Source organism: Roseibium sp. RKSG952 (genome assembly GCF_009711355.1).
On record NZ_SMMF01000959.1, the window covers coordinates 24,163 to 49,919 of the forward strand.

A 25,757-nucleotide genomic window follows, 5' to 3' on the forward strand; every position below is an offset into this window, starting at 1 on the left:
ATAAGCTAGTTTGTTACTTGCACGCTCAAGTTCGAGAAATCCCCTCTTTTCAAGTCACGCTTCTTGATTGTGATCACCAGATTATTAACGTCTCCGAACATCCAACCAATCAGATCGCTCGAAGGCAATTCGAGCAGGGTTACTTCCTGTCGGCTGTTGAACTGGTGAACATAACCCCATGGCGTATGGCCCATACCCCCCATTTCATGACGGGCTTGGGCAGCCCAAACCTCTTCGCAGTCTGAAATGAGTGCATCGGACAATTGCTCGTCCTGCTGCAAATAAGGGGCTTTCGCAGCGTCTAACAATTCACTTTCAAACGAATAAATCCAGTTGGGTGACGCTTTTGGGTCATGTGTCGTGAGAGGCAACTCAAATACCTTCACACCTTCTTTCATGCGTTCAACGTGAGAAATTGTCCACGGCGGTGTCTTTACATACATCCAATTCAGTTGACTCAGCTCAGTCGTAAACTGCGAAATTTTTTCCTGTGAAAAATCGCCGCTTAACGCCATCTTGTCCACTTCAGACTTTATCGCCTTTAGCTTTTTGACAACTTTGGGTCCATTCTCAGACCGAAACTTAAATGATTCAATTAAGGCGAATTGATTTTCGTAGTCGAAAGTCATCTTTGCAATTTCATCAATTGGATCGCCGTTCTTTTTTGCCTGCTCAACACGCCTTTTCATTGCTCCGATACTTTCGGGCTTCAAATGATCTGGCAGGTCGCCAGTGGCGATCATCGATTCTACAAAAGAGAGCGCCTTATCGATCATCGTCTGAGTCGATGGCCAATCGAATGGCAACCGGTGCTTTTCAACGATATCATGGCGTTCTTTGTAGCGTTCGTTGGTGATTTTACACCGACCGTATAAATGCGGATCATCCTGCCCCAGTCGAACAGGCACGATATCCACCGGCCAACGTGTAAAACGCCAAGTGCGATTTGGGGCCCGTCGAGAGTGGTCAATTCCCAGAATGTAACACTCTTGATCGACTTCAGGTGAGGGAACAAAAGGACCGGCTTGATCGAAGTGAAGTGCCGTTAACTTAAAGCTCACGGGATCAAGAAAGATCGCAAGCCAACCTTCGCGTGGACCAAGCCCTTGCCAAAGATCTTCTGGCAACTTGCCACAATTGATTTGTGCCAAAAGCTGCGTTGGGGAATCCAGTATGGGCCAGCTCGTCCCAATGGGCAAACATGCCCCCCCGCCGATCCAACCTGCCGCTGCATCAACGTCCCGCACTGGTACTTGAGGTACCAGACGAACAGATAGTGGCTCGTTGCCACGGGCCGCGCGCAAATCCGCTTCATACTGAATTTGTGACAACATATCCGAGGCTGCGTTGGCGACGAAATTTTCGCCTTCATCAGATTGCCTTTGAGTATTGCGCTTACGGCCAAGTGTTTTTCGGAAGAATTGCCTTAATTGCGATGTTAGAAATTTTTGCTCAGACACTATACTTATTCGCCTCCGCCCAATCCGCTCATAAGTGGTTGATCGTTTCGCCAACCTGCTCGAGCAACCTAACGCCAGGGTCGGGGTTCGTCGAGCAACATGAGCTATTGATTAGTGATCTAGACGAGACTCAAGTTGGTCAGGTTTCAAGTTCAGCGGCAGTGATGGGCTCTGTTCTTCCACTGGGATTGATGCGGCATCCTTTTCCATTTGTGCTTTGACCCACAAAACGCGGCCCAAACATGCGTCGATACAGCCCTCCTGCCAGTGACACGATCGACACGAGCAAAGGCGTCTGGCTAATAACTGCTACCGTCACTTTGAGGTCGGCTAGTCAGCAGGATTAAAAGCAGGAATGAGAGATTCAGCGCAACATTAACCGGCGCCCCCACCAACACAGAGCCAGCGCTGTCTGTACAAAACCAAACCCACGCGGTGATCTTTGCCACTTTGGCCGCCACAGTAGACGACACGGGCGCGACATAGGTTCCCAAGGCCCATTGCATCGCTCCCAACCCGGCGGTCAGGCCGCCGACAATCGCAAGCAACAATGGCGATGGGACCACTATGTCAGATGGAACAGAATGGATCGGCCAATACGCCACTGTCAGAAAGATATGAGCAATTACGTGCAAAGCTGGTAGTGCGGTCAGTGCAAACAGAACTCCGGTGACAATCAGAACTGTGCCGGACAGGCGCATGGCGGTTTGTTGCGGGGTCATGACATCCTCCTTCAGATGATGTCTTTCATGCGGCTGGTGCTGGTTAGAAATCAATTACGTCAGAGGTAAGTGATTTCTGTTCACACGGTTGCTAAACTCGACCGATGACTCCGTATCCCAGTTTACTGAAAGAATGGCGGAAACGTCGGCGAATGAGCCAACTTGATCTGGCGACCGAAGCCGATGTGAGTGCGCGCCATATTTCGTTTCTCGAAACCGGCCGGTCCCGACCCAGCCCGGATATGATCCTACATCTGTCGGACGTCATGGATATTCCTGTCGATGCCAGAAACCAGATGATGCGAGCGGAAGGATTTGCCGCTCGGTTTGCCGCGACCCCCCTTGATGACGACGCCATGGCCCCAATCCGCGATGCGGTTGAATGGACGCTAAAACGGCATGAACCGTATCCAGGGATGGTGCTGGATCGGGTCTGGAGGATCGTCAGGTTGAACAGATCCGCCAAAGTGCTTTTTGCACCACTTGGGATCGAAACCGGGCAAAACCTGCTGTCGCTTGTGACGGATCCGGTTATGGCGGAGCTTGTAGAGAATTGGCCTGAGGTCGCCCATCATACGATGCTGCGACTGCGCTCGGAAAGCGCGAATGCCGGCGGGTTGCCTGAGTTGGATGCGGCCGCAAGGGCGCTTGCACCATACGCGAAAACTCACAGGGACAGGGCCATTGGGCCAACGGTTCCTGCGGTCTATCGCTTTGGAAATCAGCGGGTTTCTATGTTTGGCACCATCGCACAATTCAGCACGGTCACAGATGTGACGCTTGACGACCTGAAGATCGAGTTGTTCTTCCCCTCTGACGAAGCAAGCGCTGCTTTTCTTCGGTCGATTTCCGCTTCGGGAGATGGTTGACGGGAGTTAATCGAGCGCCCGGTTGCAGCAGCACTCATATTTCTCGGACTGATGATAGTTGTTTGCCTAAATACGAACACCGGCAGTTTGTCAGCAAGTAATTCCTGTATTGAGGCAGATGTTCGACGACATCTCAGAATGTGGTGTGACCATCGCCGGTTTAAAACGCCCATGCAACTTGCACCGAGCATGCAGTGACACGGTCTCCATCCAGAGAAACCGCAACAAGGATGTTCATATACATTTCGCTGCAAGCCCCTGCCGAGAGAGCAATCAACGGCTCGAAGACATAGACTTCGGACCTTCAGGCCGTTGAATTATAGCCCGCAGTATTGTCGAGAAGAGAGCTGTCGGGCTGGGGGTGTTTTCTTACGCTTCCACGAACATGTCTTTGTATTGATCACGCAGGATGTTCTTTTGAACCTTGCCCATGGTGTTACGTGGCAGCTCATCCATCAGGATCAACTGGCGGGGGTGCTTGAATCGCGCGAGGCTGTTGCACACTGCAGCCTGCATTTCTTCAAGGTTGGGGGCCTCACCCGGCTCAGCTACAACCACACCAAGAACCGTTTCACCGAAGTCCGGGTGGGGCACACCGACTACCGCACTTTCCAGCACTCCTGGCTGGTTATCCAGCACAAGCTCAATTTCCTTGGGATAGATGTTGTAGCCACCAGAGATGATCAGGTCCTTGTTGCGGCCAACGATATGAACATAGCCGTCCTCGTCGATCCGGCCCAGATCACCTGTGATGAAGAACCCGTTTTCACGCAGTTCAGCAGCGGTTTTTTCGGGCATTTGCCAATAGCCCTTGAATACGTTTGGCCCACGCACCTCGATCTCACCGATCTCACCCTGTGGAAGGCCATTGCCATCAGTGTCGCAGATTTTCAGTTCGACCCCCGGCAGCGGGAAACCCACCGTACCTGCACGGCGCTCACCTTCGTAAGGGTTCGAGGTATTCATGTTGGTCTCGGTCATACCATAGCGTTCGAGGATGCGATGGCCGGTACGATCCTCAAACTGCACGTGTGTTTCCGCCAGCAGCGGCGCGGAACCGGAAACAAACAGACGCATATCCGCAGCCAGTTCCCTTGTGAATCGGTCATCATCCAACAAGCGGGTGTAGAAGGTCGGCACACCCATCATTGTAGTGGCTTGCGGCATCCGCCCGATGATCTCATCAAGATCAAATTTGGGCAAGAATACGATGCTGCTGCCAGCCGCCAGTGTGACATTGGTCGCCACAAACAGCCCGTGAGTATGAAAGATCGGAAGCGCGTGCAGCAACACGTCATCGGAAGTGAAACGCCATTCTGTGACCAACGTTTGTGCATTCGACAACAGGTTGTTCTGGGTCAGCATCGCACCTTTGGACCGGCCCGTAGTGCCCGAAGTATAAAGAAACGCCGCCAAGTCTTTACCGTCTCGATCAACGGTTTCAAAGCTGGCTGGCATTGCTGCAGCCTGGTCCATCAGTGAACCCGAGCCATCGGCGTTCAGCGTTTCGACCTTTGCGCCCAATTGCGCGCCGACCGGGGCAAGCTTCGTTTCGTTTCTGCTGTCGCATACGATCAGAGAAGCACCACTGTTTTCAATGAAATAGGTCAGCTCATCCACCGTGTAGGCAGTGTTGAGCGGCAGGAACACCAGACCGGCTTGCGCACAGGCCGCATAGAGCGCCAGCGCTTCGGGTGATTTCTCGATCTGCGCCGCGACCCGGTCGCCGGGCTTCAGACCTAATTGGGTTGCCACGTGCGCTATCTGCGCAGCCGTACCCAGAAAGTCCTGATGCGTGATAGTTGACCCGTCAAGCAGGTGCAAAAAAGGTGTGTCTCTACCAGCATGAATGCCAAACAAACCGTCATAGAGAGGATTGGCCATAAGGTTTACCTTTCTTGTGTCGTATGAAGAGAGATTGATGCCGCAAACGACTTGACCTCGGACGAAGCGATGATCGAGCGTGTGTTGGCAAAATCTTCGTGGTTCTGGGCTACGCGGGCCAGGTCATAGAGGTAGTTGACCATAATGCCGCCAGACTGGGCGCGCCCCTTGTCAGAAGTATCGGCATCGGCATGAACAGCATGGACCAGCGCGCCATTACCCAAATGGAACCGAGCCACTGGGTCGAAAGGCAGATCTCCCCGGCCTTTGGCGTTCAACAGGTAGTGTGCGGCCAGCGCCTTCATTTGATCGGGTTGTTCGATGTCCCAATCGAGACCTTCCTGAGACAGCCACCGGGTCAATCCCGGAATCGGTGACAGGGTGACAAAAGTCTTCAACTCTGACAGCTCTGTCGCCAGATCCGACGCCACCTGCTTGATGAGAGAGTTGCCGAACGAGATGCTGGCCAGACCCGCCTGACAATTCGAGATCGAGTAGAACACGGCTGTGTCAGCCTGCTCTGCAGGCATCGGATCGCGATCCTCGGCAAGAAGCGCCTGAACCGATCCGGGAATGCCGCTGTTCAGAGCGACTTCGACAAAAATTAGCGGCTCATCAGGCATCGAGGGGTGGAAGAAGGCGAAACAGCGCCTGTCGGTGGGTTCCAGCCTACGGCGCAGGTCATCCCAGCTGTCGATGGCGTGCACCGCCTCATAAGCGATGATTTTTTCCAAGATATGTGCCGGGCTTTCCCAATTGATCGGACGCAGGACCAGAAAGCCCCGGTTGAACCAGCTGGCAAACAGGTGCCGAAAATCCAAATCCAGCGCCTGCAATTCGGGTTCCTTGCCGCCCAGCCGCAGCAGATCGGCACGCATCTGCACCAACGCTCCGGTCGCACCGGGCACCCGGTTCAGTCGACGGATCAGCTCTTGCCGGGCCGGTTCCACCGCAGCTGCAAAGCTGCGATAGGTTGCTTTCGATGGGTCGCGCTCGTATTCGTCCAGTGACGAACGCACCGCCTCGGGATCGATATTCATCGCTGTGGCGAGATACCGGAAGAACTCCAGTTTTTCGTCATCCCCCAGCGTGTCGAACCGGTTGAGTATCTCTTCGGCCAACGCCAACCCAGATGTTTCCCCCGCCGACCCAACCAGCGCGGCGGCCAGTTCGGACAGCGGGCGGCCGTCAAGTGCTGCCGCGCCCGAGCGACGATACCGCCGCTCAAATACGGTTGAAAGAAGATCGGCCAGCAGAGTCATACCGCTGCCCCCATCACCAGATCAGGCAGCCACGTGGCGAGGCTCGGGAACAAGCACAGCAGGACTATCGCGACCACCATACAGGCCACGAAAGGCAGTGATCCAGTCAGGATGGTTTTCAGTGAGATATCCGGCGCAATGCCGTTGATCACATAAAGGTTCAGGCCGACGGGGGGTGAGATCAGGCCGATCTCCATGTTGATCGTCAGCACGACCGCGAACCAGATCGGGTCAAATCCAGCGGTGGTGATGATCGGCAGCAGGATCGGGGCCGCCATCAGGATCACGGCCACAGGTGGCAGGAAGAACCCGGCGATCAGCAGGAACACGTTGACCGCACCCATCAGAACCCAGCGGTTCACGTCCAGTGTGCCGATCCACTCCGCAATCGCCTGCGTGATGAACAGCGAGCTGAGCATATAAGAAAAAACCCCAGCGGCGGCGATGATGAACAGGATCATCACGCTTTCCTTGGTGCTATCGCGCAGCACGACCCAGATATCCTTGGGATTCCAAAGCTTGTAGATGATCATCGCAATCATCAGGCAAAGCAGCGCGCCAACGGCGGCAGTCTCCGACGGCGTGGCGATACCGCCATACATGGCATAGAGCACACCAAGAATAATGCCGAGGAAAGGCAGGACGCGCGGCAGGATCTCGAAGCGTTCACTCCAGGTGTAGCTACCGGAACCCAGGCGGGTCGCATCGCCGGATTTCCAGGTCGAATACAGCGACCAGGCCATGAACAGACCCACCAGCATCAGCCCGGGGATTACGCCCGCCAGAAACAGGCGGCCAATCGAGGTCTCGGTGGCGATACCATAGACGATCATCGTGACCGACGGCGGGATCAGGATGCCCAGTGTGCCACCTGCGGCGATTGAACCGGCGGCCACACCGTCAGGATAGCCACGCTTGCGCATTTCGGGGATGCCCATCTTACCGATGGCAGCACAGGTGGCGGGCGATGAACCGGACATGGCGGCGAACAAAGCGCATGCACCAAGGTTCGACACGACCAGTCCGCCGGGGACACGGGTCAGCCAGCGTTCGAGGGCTTCGTACAAGTCGGCCCCTGCCCTTGTTGAGGCGATGGACGCCCCCATGATGATGAACATCGGGATCGAGAGCAGTGCGAAGTTATCCAGCTTGCCGAATAGGATCTCGGGCATCAGTTCCAGCGACCGGGGGCCGTCAAAGATGATCAGGAACCCGGCAGAAACGATCAGCAGACCGATGGCCACGGACACGCCCGAGAATAGAACTAGGATGGTTGCGATGGCGACAATAGCGCCGAGCAGAAGGGGATCCATCGGCTTTACTCCAGACCAAAAGGTTTATCGATGCCAAGCAGAACGGCGACGAGGTCGGCGATCAGCTGCAACAGCAGCAGCCCGAAGCCGACCGGGATGGACAAGTAGGGAATCCACAGGCGAACACCCCAGACAGTGTCGGATTTCCAGCCACGCTCCCACGCGAAGTGCCAGTATTCGTAGCCGTAGAACAGCATGACCGAGACAATGGCGATGGATAGTACCAAGGTCAGGATCGCCATGAAAAAACGGGGACGCGGGGCCAGTGAGATCGGGATCAGGTCCACATTCACGTGCCCGCGCAAGCGCTGCACATAAGGCAGACCCACCAGCGTGGCAGCGATGACGAGATAAATGACGGCCTCGGTTTGCCAGATGGTCGAACCATTCAGCACAAAGCGCACAACAATCATCTGACAGGTGATTGCGACGGCGGCGACGATCATTGCTGCTGAGCACCAGCCCGCCAGAGTTGAAAGCGCCGCGACAAAGCGAAGGAAGGGATTGTTCCCGGTGTGAGAAGCAACGGCAGAGCTATGGCCAGCCATGTGCGCCTCCTGTGATTGAGATGCAGGGAGGTCTGAAAATCAGACAAGTAATCGGGTGCCGGGCGGGTTCTGCCCCGCCCGGCTTGAGTGGTGTCACTCGACCGCCAGAGCCTTGTTCAGAAGCTCCTGCCCATCAGTTACTTCTTCCACAAAAGCTTTGTAGGATGTTTCCTGAGCCAGCGCGCGCCAGGCTTCAAAATCCTCAGGGCTCATCTCGGCAATCTCAACGCCTGCTTCTGCGAAGACCTTGGCTGAGTTTGCGTCCTGTTTCTTGGCCTCTTCCAGATAGTATGCCTGTGCCTTTTCCGAGGCTGCCAGCAGCGCAGCCTGCTGATCTTCGTTCAAGCCTTCGAAAGTGGATTTGTTCATCAGGAGCGGCTGATACATGAACCACAGCGCCACATCACCGGCGGGGGTATAGCAGCTGACCTGTTCGTAAATACGATAGCTGACAAAAGACGAGGACGATGTATTGGCAGCCTGCAGAACGCCGGTCTGCATGGCGTTATAGATTTCCGACGACGCCATCGAGGCGATCGAGGCGTCGGCGCCGGCCAGCATCTGCTCAAAGGATTTACCTGCCGCGCGTGTTTGAAGGCCTGCGACATCTTCAGGTTTCGTAATGCATTTGTCTTTGCCGGCAAATCCACCTGCCAGATAGCCATGGACCAGAACCATCACGTCGTCCTCGGCCATCTTCTCTTCCAACGCTTCCATAAAGGGTGAGTCGGCCAAACGCGCTGCGTGATCGTGGTTCTTCACCAGACCCGGCATCAGGGTGAGGTTGTAGGCTGGTTGCTGACCTCCGGCATAGCTCAGCGGCAGAACAGTCATGTCCAACTGCCCACGGCTAAGCGGTTTGTATTGCTCCCGTGGTTTGAACAACGATTTCGAGCCGAAAATCTTGATTTCCAGATCAACATCCGCCGCGGCAACCTCATCTGCAACGATCTGAGCGACTTGGTGACGGATGTCCTTGTTCGACCACTGATGTGACAGTCGTAGCTCTTCCGCAGCACCCATAGTGCCAGCGGACGCGAGCGCCAAAGCAGCGACGGCTGTTTTGAACATGGTTTTCATTATCTCCTCCCGTTTTCAAACCCGGGCCTGCCGGGGATGAACAGAAGCATAAAGTCCTTTTGTTTTTTAAGTCAATATTTTTGTATACAAGATTTGAATTCTTGAGCTCCCAATCGATCACGAGTAAAACAGGACACTATGGACCAAAGACTTGCCGATACTATCGCTCAGGATCTGGAAGAGCTGATCTTTGACGGAACATTTGCGGACGGAGACCGGCTGGACGAAGTTAAACTGGCAGAGCAATTTGGCGTTTCAAGAACGCCACTTCGAGAAGCATTTCAGAGGCTTGCCCTATCGGGTCTGGTTGACCTCATACCGCGCAGGGGTGCTTTTGTCCGGCAGCCGGGCCCGGTAGAGTTGATGGAGATGTTCGAAGTCATGGCCGAGCTCGAAGCCGTTTGCGGCCGACTAGCAGCGCTGCGCATTTCCGATGAAGCTTTGAAAGACCTCACCGACGCCAATACAAGATGTCAGATGGCGGTCGATGCCGGAGACCCGGACACATACTACCTCGAGAACGAACGGTTTCATCGAATCATATATAACCAGTCCGGCAATTCATTTCTGGAGCAAGAGGCGTCCAAGCTACACAGACGCCTCAAACCCTTCCGGCGGCAGCAGCTTCGATTTCGGGGCCGCATGACGCAATCGATGTCTGAGCATGAAGACATTGTACGCGCGCTCGACAGTGGTCACCCTGAGGATACGGCAAATGCATTGCGCGCGCATGTCGCCGTACAAGGGGAAAAGTTCCACAACCTGATGGCTTCTTTGAAAAGCGCATCCGATTAGCACCGAAAGCGACAAACAGTTTACACGAGTGTTTGCAGAGAAGCTTCTGAGCCCCGATCGTCATCCCGCTTTTGTCGATCAGGTGCGCAAGCCGAGCCGGGCAATCCTAATCGCCTTTTCAACTGAGACTACTAGCGGGTCTTCCTATCGATGCCCCTGATCAATTAATCAGCGGCATCAATAGGTGTTCCGGACTTCTTGGTTCATCTCCACAACAAACTGGCTTCGATGAACCAGATACCCTCCATCACTCGAAACGCTGCAAAACTGGAGCAGCCAACACCCGCTTCAAAGCAGCGGGTTTTAGGGAAGAGTGACCCTTGCGGGACGACGGTTCAAGGAAGCTCAACCCTTCAAAGCATCCATGGCATCTTGCACAACCGAAGTGGCCTGCAGCTTTTCTAGCTGGCCAGCTATGCGGCGTGATTCCTGTTCATGTTTCTCACCCATGTTGTCGATTTTTTCGATAATCTGATCAACACCCGGGTTTCTGATGTCAAATACGTAATCTTGCTGCAAGAAGTGCTCCGCAAGGTCAGTGTATTTGCTGGCCCATCCGAGAATAATTGCAGGAACGCCACTCCGATAAGCGAAGACCACCGAGTGATAGCGCGACGCGATCACGTATTTGAACCTTCCGATGATGTCGATCAGTTCCGGGCTCGCGTATTCTTTGGTAATCAAGCTTACCTTGTCTCTGTTCCGGGTTTTGTTCAGAACCTTTTCGACAAGGTGAATATCGGCGGTAGACGTGTTCAGGATGTACACATTTTCGCCATTGTCGACCAACCTATCCAGTATCTTTGCATATAGATCAAACACCGAACTGGAATCACCAATCCTGAATACGTTTTCATTGATAATGAAGCCGACAGAATTGGGGGCTGGATAGTCTATCTCGTCATTCTCGTGCGAAGCATAGATATCGCTGGCTGTTGGAAAAACCTTCTCCCGGATAACCATATCCGTTGACAGCTCGACATTGTCCAGGTCCAGAGATTTTAAGCACTCATACCCTTCTTTTTCGCGGGCATAGATTTTGGTGGCGTAAGTTAACTCCTTTTTCACTCTCTTAAGGAATTCCTCATTATTACCGTCCGGCCAGTCAAACGGACCAAAGCTCTGGGGCATCAGGACGACTGGTTTATTGTAACGTTTCGCGATTTTTATCGTTTGCATTAACAACTCGCCGCCGCCCTTGGGCCAGCCAGAACCAAGCGTATAGCCGCTTGCATCGAGAATGGCATCCGCGTCTTTCAACGCTTTTACCATTTCCGGAACCTTGCCGTTCCATTTGTCAGTTTTTCTCCAGAAACCGGCAAAACGGGTTAGCAGCGGTTCCAACAGTGGCACCTTGTACAAATGATATTTGAATATCAAACGCGTGTAGTAGTCATAGGGTAACAACTTGAACGAATACTGCTCGGGCGAGTCATATTTATTAGCAAAACCAATAACCTCGCAGTCCTTGTAAATAGACTTCAAGCCATAGCACAAAGATAGAAACATGGCTTGTGAGCCTTTGTTTCTCATCTGAATTCCGGTGATAATAAACTTCTTCATATCAATAAGTGAAAGACGTTAGGCTTTCACTTTTCCTCCTTGTCTTTCAGAACTGTCGCAGGTGTCGCTTTCTGTAAGGTATCCAGTTACTACATGTGCCCCGCACAGATCGTGGACCCGGGCCTGAAGACCTGAATAAAGTGAGTGTCTCATCAGCTGGCCCGATCCAACGGCCCATACCAGTGGCTGAGCGACTGGCCGCTCATCTTTTCCAGGGCCTCGATCGAGGGGTGGTAGTAATCATAAAGACGATTTCGCAACTCGTCTGTCAGCTTCGGATACCGGGTCTGCTGGGTAACCAATCCCCGGACGGTCTCGAACCCGGACGTCCCCCGTAAGGGGCGAACAATGGGTTTTACCCACGCAAGATGCTTGCGCAATCGGGGAGAGACCATCAGTGATGTCTTGTCCTTTACCTTCTCTCGCCCGATTGACGAAAACGGACGTGGCGGCAGGCCAAGGTGGGATCGGACCTGAGCCATCTGAGCCTCCGGCTCGAGCGAGACGCCTTCGAAAAACAATATAAGAAGCTTATCTCGGCCATAGAGGTCGACAAAGGTCTGCAGGTGCGACGCGAACTTTCCCGAGATCAGGTACTTGAGGTTCTCACCTAACGTGGGATCGAGGTAAGATTCTATATCCTTCCCAACCTCGCCGCGCCGGAACCGCATGCAGTAGCTGGAATAGGCTCGTTCAACCGGATTGCGCAGTTGCGCGATCAATTTCACCTGCGGCAGGTCTCGGTGAAGACGGGCCGCAGCTTCGGGTTCATAAAGGTAGGAGTTGGATTTCTCGCCAACGACCCTATCGAGCAGTTGTTCGTCGAACTGCGAAAAATACCAGTCCTGTCCCTTACTGTACTCTCTGGAAAAATAGTGAAGCTCTGGGTCGGGCATGTAGACGGCCGGATCCGTCTGCAACTGTTTCTGAAGCCATGTGGTTGCCGACTTCGCGGCGCCAATAATCACAAAATCGATATCGTTAAAATGCATTAGCTGTTGGCGTCTCTGATTGATGCGCTGGAAAACGGAGCGGTTAATGCCGATTGTATCACGCAAATGAAATTTAGGTTTGTTGGTGGCCAAAGCCTCCGTTTCGTTCAAACGTACTACTCTAAAATCGTAACAGCTGTGCTGAGCTGTCAAGGATCGCCAAAAAACCGGTAGAGATTTGGGTCGGTCTGATGACAATAGCTTAATTTAGTCGCTTCTGTTCACAATGTGAATACACCCAAATCCAAGCCTTCCGTGACGCAGCATTTCAACGCAAAGCCTGACGTGGCGAGATCGAGAACGGGGCATATGTCTGGTGTGCAGCGTGCGAGCTTCCGCAGCGCAAGCTATCCATGCCATCTGCCGTTTTGCTTGACCCAAAAACTGAAAGGGCAGCGGCGATTTCACCCTAGCCGCCGCCCGAATGATCTCCGACCGCCTAAACGGACAGTTGGCTATGGGCCGTGATCAAAACCGCCATAATTACCAGCTCTGCAACCAGCGGCGGCAGAACAGCCTTGTCGAACCCGTCAGCGAGAATGCCGACAATACGCCCTATGGCTACGACACCCATCAGGATTGCGACCGCCAAATAGCCCTGGGTCTGCCCGGTCGTCAGGCCAATAACCAACAAAGCTACTGACGCCAGAAATAGCCCCCCAACTACCGAGCGAATTGTGCTGAGCCCTGCTGTTCCCACCGGTTCGATGGCAAAGTTCGCGACCATTCGACGGGGTGCAAACATCGAGGTGAGGCCGAGGCCAGCCAACATGAGAGTTGCAAGAACGACGAGTATGCTAAGTGTAGTTTCCATTTCATATCTCCTTTGAATTAGACAAACTGGCGCAGCGCCAGATCGGCATTGTCTTGGGTGTTGATGTCTGACAGAGCGCCATCGATGCTGGCCTGATCGACGACCGGCCCTGTGGGATACCCTGCCTGGCTGGCGTAGAAATGACCGGTCTTGAATTCCGGGTTGAGCAATCCGTCGAGATACCGTTTTGCCCCGGTTTCAACGCTGTGCATCATCCCGAACAGAGGCATCAGCACTCCACCCACATGTTTGAAGAAGATACGTTTCATCAGAGGCAGATCGTCAAAGCCCGCAGTACCTGTGGTGCCACCCGGGCTCATGGTGACAAAGCGAACATGCGGGTGCCGACGAGCCATCGCCCCCATCCAAAGTGTCGCCGTCAACTTGGCATAACCATAGGTCTGCATCGGATCGCCCTCGGGGCCAAACTTGCTGCCATCGGCGATTGATCTGAACTCGTCCACGGTACCTTCGGACAGATCAGGGCGGTGCATACCCATTTTGGGAATACCCCGGGCTGCCTCGGAACCTGCGTAGAGTATTGTGGACGTTACCAACTGGCGCTCCATCAATTCGTCCACCAGTACGACATGGCCCAGAACATTGGTCGCGAAGATATTGGTTACGCCATCCCTGGTGAGACCGTTGGGACGCTGCCCGCCGGTGCCACCGGCATTGAGAATGACAGCATCAATCGGGGTAGAGAGCTCAGCGACCGCTTTACGAACCGAAGCGGGATCTGTCACATCCATCAGAACGATTTCAAAGATTTTACGCTCGGTCTCATGCTCCAGTGCCTTTTTGGCGGCCTCCGCTTTGCTCCGGTTGCGGCAAGCCAAATAGATTTTGGCAATACCTTTCTGTAGGGCGAGTTGTCGGGCAGCCTCGCGGCCCAGTCCGGCATTTGCGCCAGTGATCAATACAGATTGGATCTGGTTCATGGGTTGGGCTCCTTTGAGTCAAGATTGGTGAAGCCAAGGTAAGGCGCCCATTATTTGATCTGTAGATGGGTATTTCTGGACACCGCGCTTCAAAAATGAAACACATGTCTCATGTCGATAAAGGAAAGCCATTCCCTAAACTGGGACGATCTGAAGTACTTTCTTGCGGTTGCACGAACCGGAACCCTTCGGGGTGGGGCAGACAGTATTCAGGTGAACCACACCACGCTGACGCGTAGGCTTTCAGTCATGGAGGAGCGCGTGGGCAGTCGGTTATTCGACCGCACAAGGTCTGGCCTCGCCCTGACACAGCTTGGCGAAGACCTGCTGCCTCATGCCGAACGCGTTGAGGCAGAAATGACCGCTGCATCGCGGGTCATTGTGGGCAGGGATGCGCAACCGTCCGGCACAGTCTACGTCACCCTGCCCCACGGGCTGGCAATGACTTCGTTGATGGATGACTTTACAGCATTTGCCGATCTATACCCGGACATCATCCTCAACATGAATTTCACAAACGATGTTCGCGATCTCATGCGTCGGGAAGCCGACGTTTCCTTGCGTGTAGCTGACGAAGTGACAGATGATGTGGTCGGGCGGAAACTGGTCCAGATGTCTCAGGCAGCCTATTGCACGCGCGAATACTCCGAACGGATCTGCGACAATGGTGGCGAAGGATTGCACCTGATCGGCTGGCACGAACCCGAACAGGCAACCACGGCAAAATGGGTGAAAGACAGCTACTACCCAAAGGCCACGTTAAAACACCGGGTTTCGGAGTTGGTTCCGTTGATCACTTTGGCGGCATCAGGTTTGGGGATGGCCTACCTTGCGTGCAACCTTGGCGACCGTCACCCCGACCTAATCCGCGCGCCGTTCCAAAAACCTATGCCCTATCGAAGCATCTGGCTCTTACTGCATCGCGACCTTCGAAACACGGCACGCGTCCGACTATTTGTCGACTTTCTTGCCGAACGGATCAGATCCAGACGAAACGAGTTTTGGGTTTCCGGAACTGTATCGCCCCGATAGCGCGGGGCGGTAGTGCGCAGTTTAGCACCACGCCCACCCGGCAGATATATGTCTACCGGACGCGTGACCCTCAGTCGGGCTGAATATGAGCCAAGTATTTACACTGTACTTGCCAGAGGACTGCATTCCAGAGGGGCAGCTGCCTGACCTTACTACCGGATAGCTCCCTGCAGACCCAACGCAGCAATTGCCCGACGACTAGAAGCCCTTCGGGCAAAATCCCAGACGCTAGATCGCTAAAGACGGGTCATACGGCTCAATGGTGTGGTGTTTTTTTTCGCAGAGAGAAGCATAGAGCAGGACCCAATCCAGCGCTTCGCTTTGTTTTGACCCTGTTGTGTAAGCCCCCTTACTTCTTGTCCGCAATCGCAACGCCCACCCAGTCACTAGGCGGCGGCTCGGTTTGAAAGGCTTGGGCACGCTCTTTCATGACAGCAGAAGCAGGATCTCCACCACGTTTCTTGTCGGCAGCCTCAAATGCTTCGATCGCTCTGTCAAAACGACGGTTCCGATAGTAGTTCAGACCTTCCTCATAGGTCGCGATCCACCCAAAAGATTCATCGGCACTGTCCGCCATCGCGATCAATTCGAATATAATAAGGCCCTCGGCGCGGCCGAAAACCGCCAGCGTATCCAGTTCTCTCACAACCACCGTATCACCGGCAGCACGCCGTGTTTCCGGGCCAATCAGTATTGCGGTACCATATACTTTGTTGGCCCCTTCCAAACGGCTGGCGACGTTCACTACGTCACCAATGGCTGTGTAATTCAGCCGTTCCTCCGATCCGATATTGCCGACCAGCGCCTCACCCGTGTTCAGGCCCAAACGAATGCGCAAGGGCGATCCGACGTCATCTTTGATACCCGTCGCAGCGACGGTCGCCACGAGGTCAAGTGCGGCCCGGCAGGCGTTTTCGGCGTGTTTTGGATCGGGGCGCGGTGCACCCCAGAATGCCATCACCGCATCACCCATGAACTTGTCGATCGTCCCGTCATGACGCGCGATGGCCGATGAGGTCGCACTAAAAAACGGCTCCATTAATTGAACGATCTTGGGCCCCATCCGCTCGGACAAGCCAGTGAATCCGGCAACGTCACAAAACAGCACCGAAATCCGCTTCATCTCTCCACCGGGTTGGGTTTCGACACCCTCGGCAACCAGACTTCGAACAAGGTCGGTGGGTACGTATTTTCGAAACGCCGACAGGCCAGCGGCCATATTCACAGTCGCCGCCGACAGGTTTGAAAGCTCTTTTAGCTTGGAAGGGCGGCGTGCAATCTGTTCGATGTCAAAGCGTTCGACCTTGCTGAGATCTTCAACGATATGTGCAAGCGGCGTTGCGACAACCGTCCGCATAAGCCAGATCGCAAGTGCAGTCGCCACGACCACAACGCCAATCAATATATAAATCAGGTTCAACAGCGCTGCATCGATCCCGGACAGGAAGGCGGATTCCGGAATGACCGTAGCGACTCGCCACCCATAGAAACCAAGTGGTGTCAAAGCGACCGCGTAAGGAACCCCATCATTGACAATCCTTGTCGTCGAATTGGCAACCGGAGGCATGTCGGATCCGCCTAGCAGCTGCTCACCGGACATTTTCGCGATTTCGTAGAGATCTCCTTCACCCATACGAGCGGGCGTAACTTCATCTGCATTTGGGTCGGGTGCTGCAATCACATTTCCGTCTGCATCAAGGATGAATGCGGCGCCGAACTCACCCGGCCGTAACGTTCCCAAAAATCGCGACAACCGGTCGGTTTCGATAACGACAGCCAACACACCCTGTCGCCTGCGGTTCACATCGACCGGACCTGCATAGGCGTAGACCGTCTTTTGACTATCGGGCAAGTCGCGGGCTTCTATCCAATCCGTGGCGTCACGCCCGATGAAGTTCGCGTACCAAGCGTGTTCTCGTGGGTCGAAATTCGTTGCCGAGAAATCTCGCTCTTCAAACTGAATGTCGCCTGGGATGAAGATGTATCGATCCCGGCGCAGCATCCCGTCGCGGATTTCATCGTCAATTTCCATCATCTCAAGCCCACCATCGCCCAAACGATGTGCCGCAAAAAAATTCCCATCCGGCCAGCCGAACATGATCCATGAGATGTTAGGTTGGGCCTGCAGTTGAGACAGGAAGACAAACTCACGTTTGTCAGCCTGTCGGGTGGTGATGACGTTCTGAACGAAAATGGTTCGCACTGCGGCCCATGCCGCTTCTGCGGATCTGAGAGTCAGACCAACTTCAATCCGCACTGTATTTGCGATCTGACTGTTGATCTCGGCCGCAAGCATCCGGCTGTTTTCCCGGGCGGTTGTCCACCACAACGAGTGCACAACAAATGTCGACACACCGATCGACAGCGCAACAAGCATTGTTACAGCGATGCCTACGCTGACACGCATAGCAGCTCCAGTTATGGCGGAGGGCGCCGGAGACCTGAGCTTAGACGGCTCAATCGTCAATTAAAAGCTTGTAATTATAACCACATTTCAAACCGGCGGGATCACTCCGTGAAGAGAACCGCAACCACGAACAAGAAAACTGACCTCGGACGATGTATTTGCGGTTGGCACATATAAGTCTGCAGATCTTCGAAAGATATGCTTGGTCCGAGCCCTGTCGATCTGGCACTATGTGACAGCTCAAAACACTGCGCATTTCGAGCAAACATTATGAGATCCGATAAACTTGTTTCAAAGATCAACGCGATACCGGAGATGTATTTTGCCTGTCATTACCGACAATCCCCCTGCCCCAATTCAAGATGATCTGAACACTCTTGCGACAAGCCTGGATACAGAAATCCCAGCCAAACAAGCTGATAACCTGCTCATCGCGACATGGAACATCCGCTCTTTCTCGTCACTGACGCGTAAGTGGACCGCGTCCTCAGACGATTCACCCAAGCGTGACCTGCGCGGATTGCGCGCGATCATCGAGATCCTCTCGCGTTTCGATGTAATCGCCGTGCAGGAACTCAAAGGTAACCTCCGTGCACTGCGCGATACGATGCGATTTCTGGGGGATGACTGGGATTTCCTGATGACGGATGTGACCGCTGGGCAAGCCGGAAACAACGAACGTCTGGCCTTCATTTTCGACCGAACCCGCATCAGGCCATCCGGATTGGCAGCAGAGTTGGTTGTGCCCCCGGATCGGCTGGAAAGAGTGGGGGCAGATGCCCTGCGAGAACAGTTTGTCAGGACTCCGTACGCGGTCAGCTTTCGTAGGTCGGACACCACCTTCATTCTTGTCACGCTTCACATTCTCTTCGGAGATGTAGCCGCAGACAGGATTCCGGAACTGGCTGAAATCGCTGACATCTTCAGAGACTGGGCCAGACGATCAAACAGGTTTCATCACAACCTCATCTGTCTGGGCGACTTCAACATCGATCGCGAGGGCAGCCCGTTATTTGACGCCTTCACATCGACCGGCCTGCGCATTCCGGATCAATTGCGCAATCTGCCACGAACAGTGTTTGATGATCCCGGCGATCCAAGTGATGATAACTACTACGATCAGATTGCCTGGTTTACCACCGGTTCCGGCGCGCTGATTGATATTGAACTGCGGTCCGGTGGAAATTTTGATTTTCTTCCCTTCGTCTACACCGATACCGATTTCAGCAGGAATTCGATCTCTCACCGGGTATCGGACCATTTGCCGCTTTGGTGTGAATTCGTGTTATAAACAACGTCCCTGATTATCATTGTGGGCATTGAAGCACGTGATCGTTTAGCCCGAACCCAAATACCGCTTTCTGATTTGTTTTGGCGGACTCCCAAAATGCTGATGCATAGCCCGCGAGAAGCTCGAAATCGTTTCAAACCCACAAGAAAGTGCGATCTGGGTCACTGGTAGTTGTGAATTAACCAGCAGTTGGTGGGCCGCTTCCAACCGCCTGCGGCGATAGTACTCCGATGGCGTCATCTGGTAGGCAGCACAGCAACGCCGTCGTAACTGTTTTTGTGACAGACCCAGTTTGGTGCAGATATCCTGAACGGTGAGTGGGTCTGAGATATTGTCCACCATCAATTGATGCATCTGCAAAAGCGCTGGATCCGCTGTTCGAATATGGCGCTGGGGGGTTTCACTACTCCGGGGTCCACCATGGATCATCCCGTTTGCCGTTGCCTCTGCAAGTTCCTGATCAATATCACGGGCGATCCAGGCAAGCATGGCATCACCGGTCGCTGTGCCCCCTGCCGCCGTGAGCCTCTGTTTATCCAGACAGAAAATCTTATCCGCGATGATGATTTCGGGCCAATGCTCGCGAAAGACCGCTTCGGCCTCATGATGCAAGACGGCCTGACTGCCGTTTAACAATCCAAGCTCAGCCAGAATGATCGCCCCGGTATCAAGCCCGCCCAGCACGCGTGCCTCAGCTGCGGCGCGGGCAATATACGCGCGCACGCGCGAGGTCAGATAATCCAGCGGACTGTACCCGGCACAAAGAACCACAAGGTCGGCATCGGGGGCACCCGACCAATCGAGTTTATCCGGCGCTATCATTGCCCCGTTTGAAGCCTGCACCGGTGTGTTGGTTGCGGTGCGGGTTTGCCAGACAATCTCGCTTCGGCCCGCGCATTTATTCGCGATCCGCAAGGTCTCGGTCGCCAGAACATAGGCAAGCATCTGGAATTCCGGGAAAAGGACAAAGCTGACTTTTTTCATACATGGGTATTCGGCGCATAATTTGGGGCAAATCAAGACAAATATTACCGCTCTGGATTTTTACGGTGGTAGCAGATTGGAGGAATCGCAATGAATATCATGACCCCGAAGCCAAGCGGCCAGCGCCCAGCAAACTGTAGTGATGCAGAATGGGAGGCTCGCTGCGAGCTCGCTGCCATCTACAACGCGCTGGTAAAGTATCGTCTGACGGATCTTACGAACCAATGGCACGCCGTTCGGGTGCCCGGTGAAGATGCTCTTTTAACCCATCACTACGGCTGGATGCACGAAGAGGTCACTGCATCTAATCTGATCAAAGTTGGGTTTGATCGCACCAACCACAATCCGGAAAACGGTGAACCGAACCCATCGGCCACGGAAATCGGCAAGCTCTTTTTTGAAGCCAACCCTGACATGAACTGCATCATGCATATCCATACAAAGGCGATAATGGGAGTGTCTGCTCAGAAAGAGGGTCTGCAGCCACTAAGCCAAGCCTATCTGATGATCGGTGGCGGCGACGTGCTTGGATACACCGACTACGAGTTCGAGTGCACTGACGACTTTCTCACCGGGTTGCTCAAGGCCGGGATCGGCAAAAAGGCTATTGTCGAGGCATGGCATGGCGCATTTGTATTCGGAGCGACCGCCGGCGAAACATTCTTTCGGTCCTTCTATCTCGATCAGGCCTGCGCCGTGCAGCTTGAGGTTCAGAAATCCGCAGCCGGTGGCGCCACTATTCGGGAGATCCCTGAACATGAGATCCAGCGTCACCTGACGGACATGAACAACAGTGATTGGTATGGCTATGAAGGCGAATTGGAATGGCTGGCCATTCGCAGACGCCTTGATGTCGAAGCACCCCATTACACAACGTAAGTGCCGGTCACTCCTGCCCGCCGATGGGTTCGCATCGGCGGACAGGTTCAATTGTTCCATCAGTGGCGTGATAAAGCTGCGCTATCGCCATCCGACGGGCCAGGGTATTGGCCCGTGTGTCGGTCTGTGGGCTGCTACAGCTGATGGCTCATGTCAAACCCGCGCCCGCTCGAATTCTTCCCAAGCTTGGCGAAACTTGTCGAAATCGAAACCCGGCTGTGTGGCCGCATCTAGAACTATGCGCTCAGTCGCGAAGAGTTTTTGAATTGCTGCTTCGAGCTGCTCGATCAAATCGGGTGGGATGACCAGCGCCCCGTGCCGATCCGCATGGATTAGATCACCGGGGTTGACCCTAAGACCAAATACGGAAACGGGCGTGTCGATCTCGCGAACATGAACAAAACCGTGGCTTGGCCCAACCGACCCCGCGACAACGGAAAATCCGTCAGGAAGGTCTCCAAGGTCGCGCATAACCCCGTTCGTCAGCGCGCCCGACATGCCAAACCCTTTGTGGACCGTAGTGTTGATTTCGCCCCAATACGCGCCGATGCAATCGGGATAATCCAGATCCTCAATCACCGCGACTGACGGAGCGGGCGCCTCGGCCATGTATTTATAGTAGGCCATCCGACGTTCTTTGATGATTTCTGGCGGCTCGGATGGCGGATTTACGGCAGCGATTTTTGCAGTACGGGCGTAGCCGACAATAGCGGGTTCAGACGGGGCCGAACACAGCATCGTTCCGCGTGTGAAACTATCAAAACCGCGTTTGCCCTGTGCAACTTCGATGGCGTTGCAGACTGTTGGGGTATCAACTTTGCGCAGCAATGTCAAAAGGGACGGTGTCATGAATCCTCCAGCCAGCGGATCAGGGCCGCCGTTGTTTCGTCGGGTTTTTCCAGAGTGGGCAAATGCCCTGCATCTTCGATGATTTCGAGCGTGCTGTTGGGCAGCAGATCATGCATCAATTCATGGCGTTCAACGGGGCACAACCCGTCTTCTCGGCCACACAGGACCAATGCGGTCCCTTGATAATTCAACAGTGTTTCCGTTTGATCCGCACGGTTCATGAGAGCGCTGGACTGACGCAGAAAAACCTCGGGCCCAAGGCCCATCGCCATTTCCATACAAAGATCCAAAATGGCACCCTGTCTCGGGCCATCGGCAAGGTAATTCGGCTTCATCTCATCCCGCATCACCTGCCGAAGCCTGCCATCGCGAACAGCTTCCATCTGAGGGCCACGTCGTGCCTTTACCTCATCAGTTTCAGCAAGCGGGTTCGTGTCCAGCAACGCTAACCGCTCAACCCGGTCAGGTGCCTTCCGTAAGATTTCCATCGCAACGATTCCGCCCATCGACAAACCAGACAAGGCAAATACAGGCGGTGCGTTTTCTAGTATGTCTGAAGCAACGAGCTCTATGCTCTCTTGCCCCGACAGTGGAAACGTCATCAACGGTCTTGAGCCGGACAACGCATTGATCTGCGGCCCGAACAGGCGCGCATCACACATCATTCCCGGCAAAAGAACCAGTGGCGTCATCGCGCAGCCAGCTTTGCGCCTTCGGACAAGGAAGTCAGTTTGGCATAGGCGATTTCCGGATCAACTGCGCCGAAACCTGCGAACGTACCAAAGCCGCAGTCGCTGCCCGCAATCACCCGCTCAGCACCCACAATGTCAGTAAAGCGTTCAATGCGCTGCGCAACGAGTTCTGGGTGTTCCACAAAGTTTGTCGTCGTATCGACCACACCCGGAACCAGGACTTTATCGTCCGGGATTTCAGTCTTGCGATCCCGAAAGACAGTCCATTCATGGGCATGGCGCGGGTTTGAGGTTTCAAACAGAACATAGCGCGCCTTGGTCGACATCAGGGTATTGAACACCTTGTCCATAGCGATGTCACAGCAATGCGGGCCTTCGTAGTTCCCCCAGCAAATATGAACGCGAACGCGATCCTGCGGAACGTTCTCAAGCGCATGGTTCAGCGCTGCAACATGCATGTCGGCAATCTTGACGAACTCATCATCGGAGAGGTCGGTGAACAGCATATGGCGTGACAACGCCAGATCCGGGCAATCCAGCTGAAGATCCAGACCGGCGCCAACGATGGTCTCGTATTCTTCTTTCATGGCATCGGCCAGCGCGCTCAGATAGGCCTCGCGCGTAGGGTAGAAATCGTTCTGAAGGAACAGTGAGATCACCCCCGGCGATGCAGCATTCATGAATCCGCGCTCCGCACCGTGCTGCGCCATCGCTGCTTTGAGATTGGCGATATCCTTCCCCAGCTCACCCTGCCCCTTGGACCGCACCTCACCGGTACACATCGGGCGTGCGTATTGCGGTGTGCCACCATCATCGGCAAGCCGCTGCAGGAAGCTAGGGAACATCTTCAGGTCCGCAGGGGCATTTCGCGGACTGTCGCCGGAAAAGCCCGTATAGCGATCCTTTACATAGGTGGCATAAGAGATCTTTGAGGTCTCGCCATCGCTGACGATATCGACACCAGCCTCAACTTGTTTGCGCACAGTCTCAGAAACGGCTTTTGCCATGCAGCTGTCAAACGCGCTGGCATCGTAGGGCTTTTCGTTTTCGCGGGCGAAGATAAAATCCACCACTTCCTGTGTGCGGGGCAGAGACCCAACATGTGTGGTTTTGACGGTCATCAGAGCCTCCTCAGATTTTTCGGGCCATCAGAATGGTATGACTTTGGGTTTCCGGGTCTTCGGCGAGAAAGCCGGTTAGCAGCAGCCCGTTTTCCTCCAGACACGAGGCATAACCGGCGGGGGACAGCGAAGCGTGATAAACGATCTCCGCCCCTACCGTGCCGCTTGCCTCGCCCTCGCTTGGGCCGACAGTCAGCATGAGCATCCCACCGGGCCGCAAATGATGCGACATGCGTGCGATACAGGTCTTCTGCTCGTCCGCCGTGAGATGGAAAAAGCTGTTCCATGCAATGATGCCGTCGAATTTCTGATCCAGTTCGAAATCACGCATATCGGCGTATCGCCAATCACCCTCTGGCCAGCGTTCCCGCGCGATGGACAACATCGCCTCGGAAAAATCGACGCCTGTAACGTCAAAGCCTTCGGCCATGAACCAGCGTGCAATTGGATCACCGGCGCCACACCCCAGATCCAGTACATGATCGCCGGGTTTCAGGCTGGCCGTGAAGCGCGCCAACCAGCGCGCTTCGAATAAGGCCTTTGAACGACGTTTGTCATACTCGGTAGCCTGCCGCTCGTAGACGGCATGGGTGTCATCGGGGTTTGCGTTCATCCTGTCCAGGTTGCTCCTGCCGGGTCATCGGTTGCAGTGATCCGGTACAGGCCCGCCTGTCCGGTCATTGATGGTTGGACGCTATAGGATTCGCCGGGCAGAACCAAAGCTGTGTCTCCGGTCGACAAAGTGACGACATGTCCATCAATCGAGACACGCCAATGACCACTGGCCGGCATCAGAACAACCGGTTTATCTGCAACCACCGGGTCTGCCACACTGGATCCACGTCCTAGGAAGTCGACTTCGAAACCAGGTTTGTCCTTGATCAGGCCGTTTTTACCAATCACCTGTGCGGGTTTGTTGGCCGATAACGCCATCAAATCCCAATACCGCGCGACGTATTTTCCAACGACATCTTCGACCGGAACCTCAGGGTAGTTTTTCAACTCCTCCTCAGAAAGCAACGGCATTGGGCGCACATTATGGGGTAGTTCCTGACCCTTTTTAGAGTCGTAGAGAACGCCGTTGTCGCCCAGCATCAAGCCATGCGCTTGGGCATCTTCAATGACTTGCGGAGCCCAGGTCACGCCGCCACCGGCATCATCCCCGCCCAGGATCGACATGATCATTCCGTAATCCTGACCGACGTTTTCGAAACCACGGAAAATACCAGTCGGGATGTTGAAGATATCGCCTTCTTCGGCAATGAACTCGCCTGCCGTACCGTAGCGCCCCCAGAAAAACCGCCAACGGCCCTTGGCGACAAAGAACACCTCTGCCGTCGTGTGGCTGTGCAGCGAGTTCCGGCATTTCGGCGGCTGTCCCGCAGCGCCAATGTTGAAGCCGATTTTGTCAGTGATGTGCACGTGCTGGTCAGGGGATTCCGAGACGCCGCCGCCGACAATCGTAAAGTTCTCTTTCTGATCGCTACCTGGTGTGTGGGCATCGATGAAGGCAGTTTTACAGGGCTGAAGTTCACCGTAGCGAACAATGCGGGAAGAAATGGTTGACTTGGTCATGACGTTTGTTCCGATTTTTCGTTTTCGGGAAAGGAGGTTCTTGTGCTCGTGCAGCACAGGCCCTCACTCTCCCGGTGGACGCAGGTTCAATCGGCGTGCGCGCAGGCTTTGACGGAACATGTGGAACCGTCGGCTGGCCCCGGTCTCATGCAGACCATCCACAAGTATGCGATATGTGACCGGGTGAACCACTCAGTCCTCGCTGCCTTGCAAAAGGATCTGTTTCCAGACCGACGTTTCATCGAACAAAGTATATTCGCGGCGCAGCTGCGGCTGACCGCCAATCAGCGCACCAAACTCGGCGTGACTGATCCCCAAAACATAAACCTGCGCACCCGTTGGCGCACCAAACACGCCCCACCCGTCATGCTTGCCCCACAAGCTCCAGCGGATCGCCGAACGAGGGGGCATATCCGGATCGCTACGCCCGATCTGGTGCTCGATCTTGAACTCAGCATTCGGAAAGCTTGCCCGCAAACCCATCCAGAAACGGTCGACTGCATCCCAGCCATGTCCGGTCACGCCGCCAACATATTCTGACTGGACGGCCCGGTCATATTCCGCCTCAATCGCGCCCATGTCGGCGTTCATGATCCGAGTCAGAATATCGGCATAGCGCTGCCCCCATTCGTTGTCGTTGCCACGGCCTTTGTACGGTCCGGGTTGATCAATTTCGGGAGTCAG

General features: G+C 54.5%; 23 protein-coding genes and 1 pseudogene. 5 read left to right on the forward strand and 19 right to left on the reverse strand.

Annotation, left to right across the window (positions count from 1 at the left end):
- Positions 1-5: 5 nt before the first annotated feature.
- The gene (locus E1297_RS40185; RefSeq protein ID WP_155148275.1) at positions 6-1,460 is read right to left on the reverse strand and encodes a DUF1963 domain-containing protein; all 1,455 of its coding nucleotides are present in this window, start codon (positions 1,458-1,460) and stop codon (positions 6-8) included.
- 299 nt (positions 1,461-1,759) lie between these two features.
- Complete coding sequence (locus tag E1297_RS40190; protein WP_155148276.1) at positions 1,760-2,182, reverse strand: hypothetical protein; 423 nt, start codon at positions 2,180-2,182, stop codon at positions 1,760-1,762.
- A gap of 104 nt (positions 2,183-2,286) precedes the next feature.
- Here E1297_RS40190 and E1297_RS40195 point away from each other — a divergent pair, with 104 nt between their 5' ends.
- On the forward strand, positions 2,287-3,051 hold the full coding sequence (locus tag E1297_RS40195; protein ID WP_155148278.1) for a helix-turn-helix domain-containing protein: 765 nt from the start codon (positions 2,287-2,289) through the stop codon (positions 3,049-3,051).
- A 369-nt stretch (positions 3,052-3,420) separates the two neighbouring features.
- Here the strand turns inward: E1297_RS40195 and E1297_RS40200 are convergent, their stop codons facing one another.
- From E1297_RS40200 to dctP, 5 genes are all read right to left on the reverse strand, one after another.
- Entirely contained in the window at positions 3,421-4,935 is a 1,515-nt protein-coding gene (locus tag E1297_RS40200; protein WP_155148280.1) for a malonyl-CoA synthase, read from the reverse strand.
- A gap of 5 nt (positions 4,936-4,940) precedes the next feature.
- Complete coding sequence (locus E1297_RS40205; protein ID WP_155148282.1) at positions 4,941-6,197, reverse strand: malonyl-CoA decarboxylase; 1,257 nt, start codon at positions 6,195-6,197, stop codon at positions 4,941-4,943.
- A complete protein-coding gene (locus tag E1297_RS40210; protein WP_155148284.1) occupies positions 6,194-7,510 on the reverse strand; it encodes a TRAP transporter large permease in 1,317 nt (438 codons plus the stop codon). The genes E1297_RS40205 and E1297_RS40210 overlap by 4 nt, the downstream gene beginning before the upstream one ends.
- A 5-nt stretch (positions 7,511-7,515) precedes the next feature.
- On the reverse strand, positions 7,516-8,058 hold the full coding sequence (locus tag E1297_RS40215; RefSeq protein WP_155148287.1) for a TRAP transporter small permease: 543 nt from the start codon (positions 8,056-8,058) through the stop codon (positions 7,516-7,518).
- 93 nt (positions 8,059-8,151) lie between these two features.
- Positions 8,152-9,138, reverse strand: coding sequence for a TRAP transporter substrate-binding protein DctP (gene dctP / locus E1297_RS40220; RefSeq protein ID WP_155148288.1), 987 nt, complete (start codon positions 9,136-9,138; stop codon positions 8,152-8,154).
- A gap of 138 nt (positions 9,139-9,276) precedes the next feature.
- On the opposite strand from dctP, the gene E1297_RS40225 reads away from it, so the two are divergent.
- Positions 9,277-9,933, forward strand: a complete 657-nt coding sequence (locus E1297_RS40225; protein WP_155148290.1) for a GntR family transcriptional regulator — start codon at positions 9,277-9,279, stop codon at positions 9,931-9,933.
- Positions 9,934-10,278: 345 nt separating this feature from the next.
- Here the strand turns inward: E1297_RS40225 and E1297_RS40230 are convergent, their stop codons facing one another.
- The 4 genes from E1297_RS40230 to E1297_RS40245 all read right to left on the reverse strand — a co-directional run bounded on the left by E1297_RS40230 (position 10,279) and on the right by E1297_RS40245 (position 14,243).
- Positions 10,279-11,466, reverse strand: a complete 1,188-nt coding sequence (locus E1297_RS40230) for a polysaccharide pyruvyl transferase family protein (RefSeq protein WP_209016289.1) — start codon at positions 11,464-11,466, stop codon at positions 10,279-10,281.
- 182 nt (positions 11,467-11,648) lie between these two features.
- Positions 11,649-12,581, reverse strand: coding sequence for a sulfotransferase (locus E1297_RS40235; protein ID WP_155148294.1), 933 nt, complete (start codon positions 12,579-12,581; stop codon positions 11,649-11,651).
- A gap of 346 nt (positions 12,582-12,927) precedes the next feature.
- A complete protein-coding gene (locus E1297_RS40240; protein WP_155148296.1) occupies positions 12,928-13,302 on the reverse strand; it encodes a DUF4345 family protein in 375 nt (124 codons plus the stop codon).
- A gap of 17 nt (positions 13,303-13,319) precedes the next feature.
- Positions 13,320-14,243 (reverse strand): SDR family NAD(P)-dependent oxidoreductase, encoded by a 924-nt coding sequence (locus E1297_RS40245; protein ID WP_155148297.1) that lies wholly within the window; start codon positions 14,241-14,243, stop codon positions 13,320-13,322.
- Between the two features lie 111 nt (positions 14,244-14,354).
- Between E1297_RS40245 and E1297_RS40250 the strand changes: the two genes are divergently transcribed.
- Positions 14,355-15,275 carry a LysR family transcriptional regulator gene (locus E1297_RS40250; protein WP_155148299.1) on the forward strand — a complete coding sequence of 307 codons (921 nt, stop codon included), beginning with the start codon at positions 14,355-14,357 and terminating at the stop codon, positions 15,273-15,275.
- A 349-nt stretch (positions 15,276-15,624) separates the two neighbouring features.
- Here the strand turns inward: E1297_RS40250 and E1297_RS40255 are convergent, their stop codons facing one another.
- Entirely contained in the window at positions 15,625-17,682 is a 2,058-nt protein-coding gene (locus tag E1297_RS40255; protein ID WP_155148301.1) for an adenylate/guanylate cyclase domain-containing protein, read from the reverse strand.
- Positions 17,683-18,004: 322 nt separating this feature from the next.
- Here E1297_RS40255 and E1297_RS40260 point away from each other — a divergent pair, with 322 nt between their 5' ends.
- Positions 18,005-18,973: an endonuclease/exonuclease/phosphatase family protein gene (locus tag E1297_RS40260; RefSeq protein WP_155148304.1), complete on the forward strand. Its 969-nt coding sequence runs from the start codon at positions 18,005-18,007 to the stop codon at positions 18,971-18,973.
- A gap of 45 nt (positions 18,974-19,018) precedes the next feature.
- Here E1297_RS40260 and E1297_RS40265 read toward each other — a convergent pair whose 3' ends face one another.
- Positions 19,019-19,957, reverse strand: a complete 939-nt coding sequence (locus E1297_RS40265) for a GlxA family transcriptional regulator (RefSeq protein ID WP_155148306.1) — start codon at positions 19,955-19,957, stop codon at positions 19,019-19,021.
- 90 nt (positions 19,958-20,047) lie between these two features.
- On the opposite strand from E1297_RS40265, the gene E1297_RS40270 reads away from it, so the two are divergent.
- Positions 20,048-20,836: a class II aldolase/adducin family protein gene (locus E1297_RS40270; RefSeq protein ID WP_155148309.1), complete on the forward strand. Its 789-nt coding sequence runs from the start codon at positions 20,048-20,050 to the stop codon at positions 20,834-20,836.
- A 153-nt stretch (positions 20,837-20,989) separates the two neighbouring features.
- Here E1297_RS40270 and E1297_RS40275 read toward each other — a convergent pair whose 3' ends face one another.
- From E1297_RS40275 to E1297_RS50550, 6 genes and pseudogenes are all read right to left on the reverse strand, one after another.
- Positions 20,990-21,685 (reverse strand): RraA family protein, encoded by a 696-nt coding sequence (locus E1297_RS40275; protein WP_155148311.1) that lies wholly within the window; start codon positions 21,683-21,685, stop codon positions 20,990-20,992.
- The gene (locus tag E1297_RS40280) at positions 21,682-22,377 is read right to left on the reverse strand and encodes an alpha/beta fold hydrolase (protein ID WP_155148313.1); all 696 of its coding nucleotides are present in this window, start codon (positions 22,375-22,377) and stop codon (positions 21,682-21,684) included. The genes E1297_RS40275 and E1297_RS40280 overlap by 4 nt, the downstream gene beginning before the upstream one ends.
- On the reverse strand, positions 22,374-23,498 hold the full coding sequence (locus tag E1297_RS40285) for a cobalamin-independent methionine synthase II family protein (protein WP_196223528.1): 1,125 nt from the start codon (positions 23,496-23,498) through the stop codon (positions 22,374-22,376). Before E1297_RS40285 ends, E1297_RS40280 begins: the two co-directional genes overlap by 4 nt.
- A gap of 10 nt (positions 23,499-23,508) precedes the next feature.
- Positions 23,509-24,111 (reverse strand): trans-aconitate 2-methyltransferase, encoded by a 603-nt coding sequence (locus tag E1297_RS40290; RefSeq protein ID WP_155148317.1) that lies wholly within the window; start codon positions 24,109-24,111, stop codon positions 23,509-23,511.
- Complete coding sequence (locus E1297_RS40295; protein ID WP_155148318.1) at positions 24,108-25,073, reverse strand: cupin; 966 nt, start codon at positions 25,071-25,073, stop codon at positions 24,108-24,110. Before E1297_RS40295 ends, E1297_RS40290 begins: the two co-directional genes overlap by 4 nt.
- Before the next feature lie 192 nt (positions 25,074-25,265).
- A pseudogene (locus E1297_RS50550) lies at positions 25,266-25,757 on the reverse strand (nuclear transport factor 2 family protein); the annotation flags it as partial.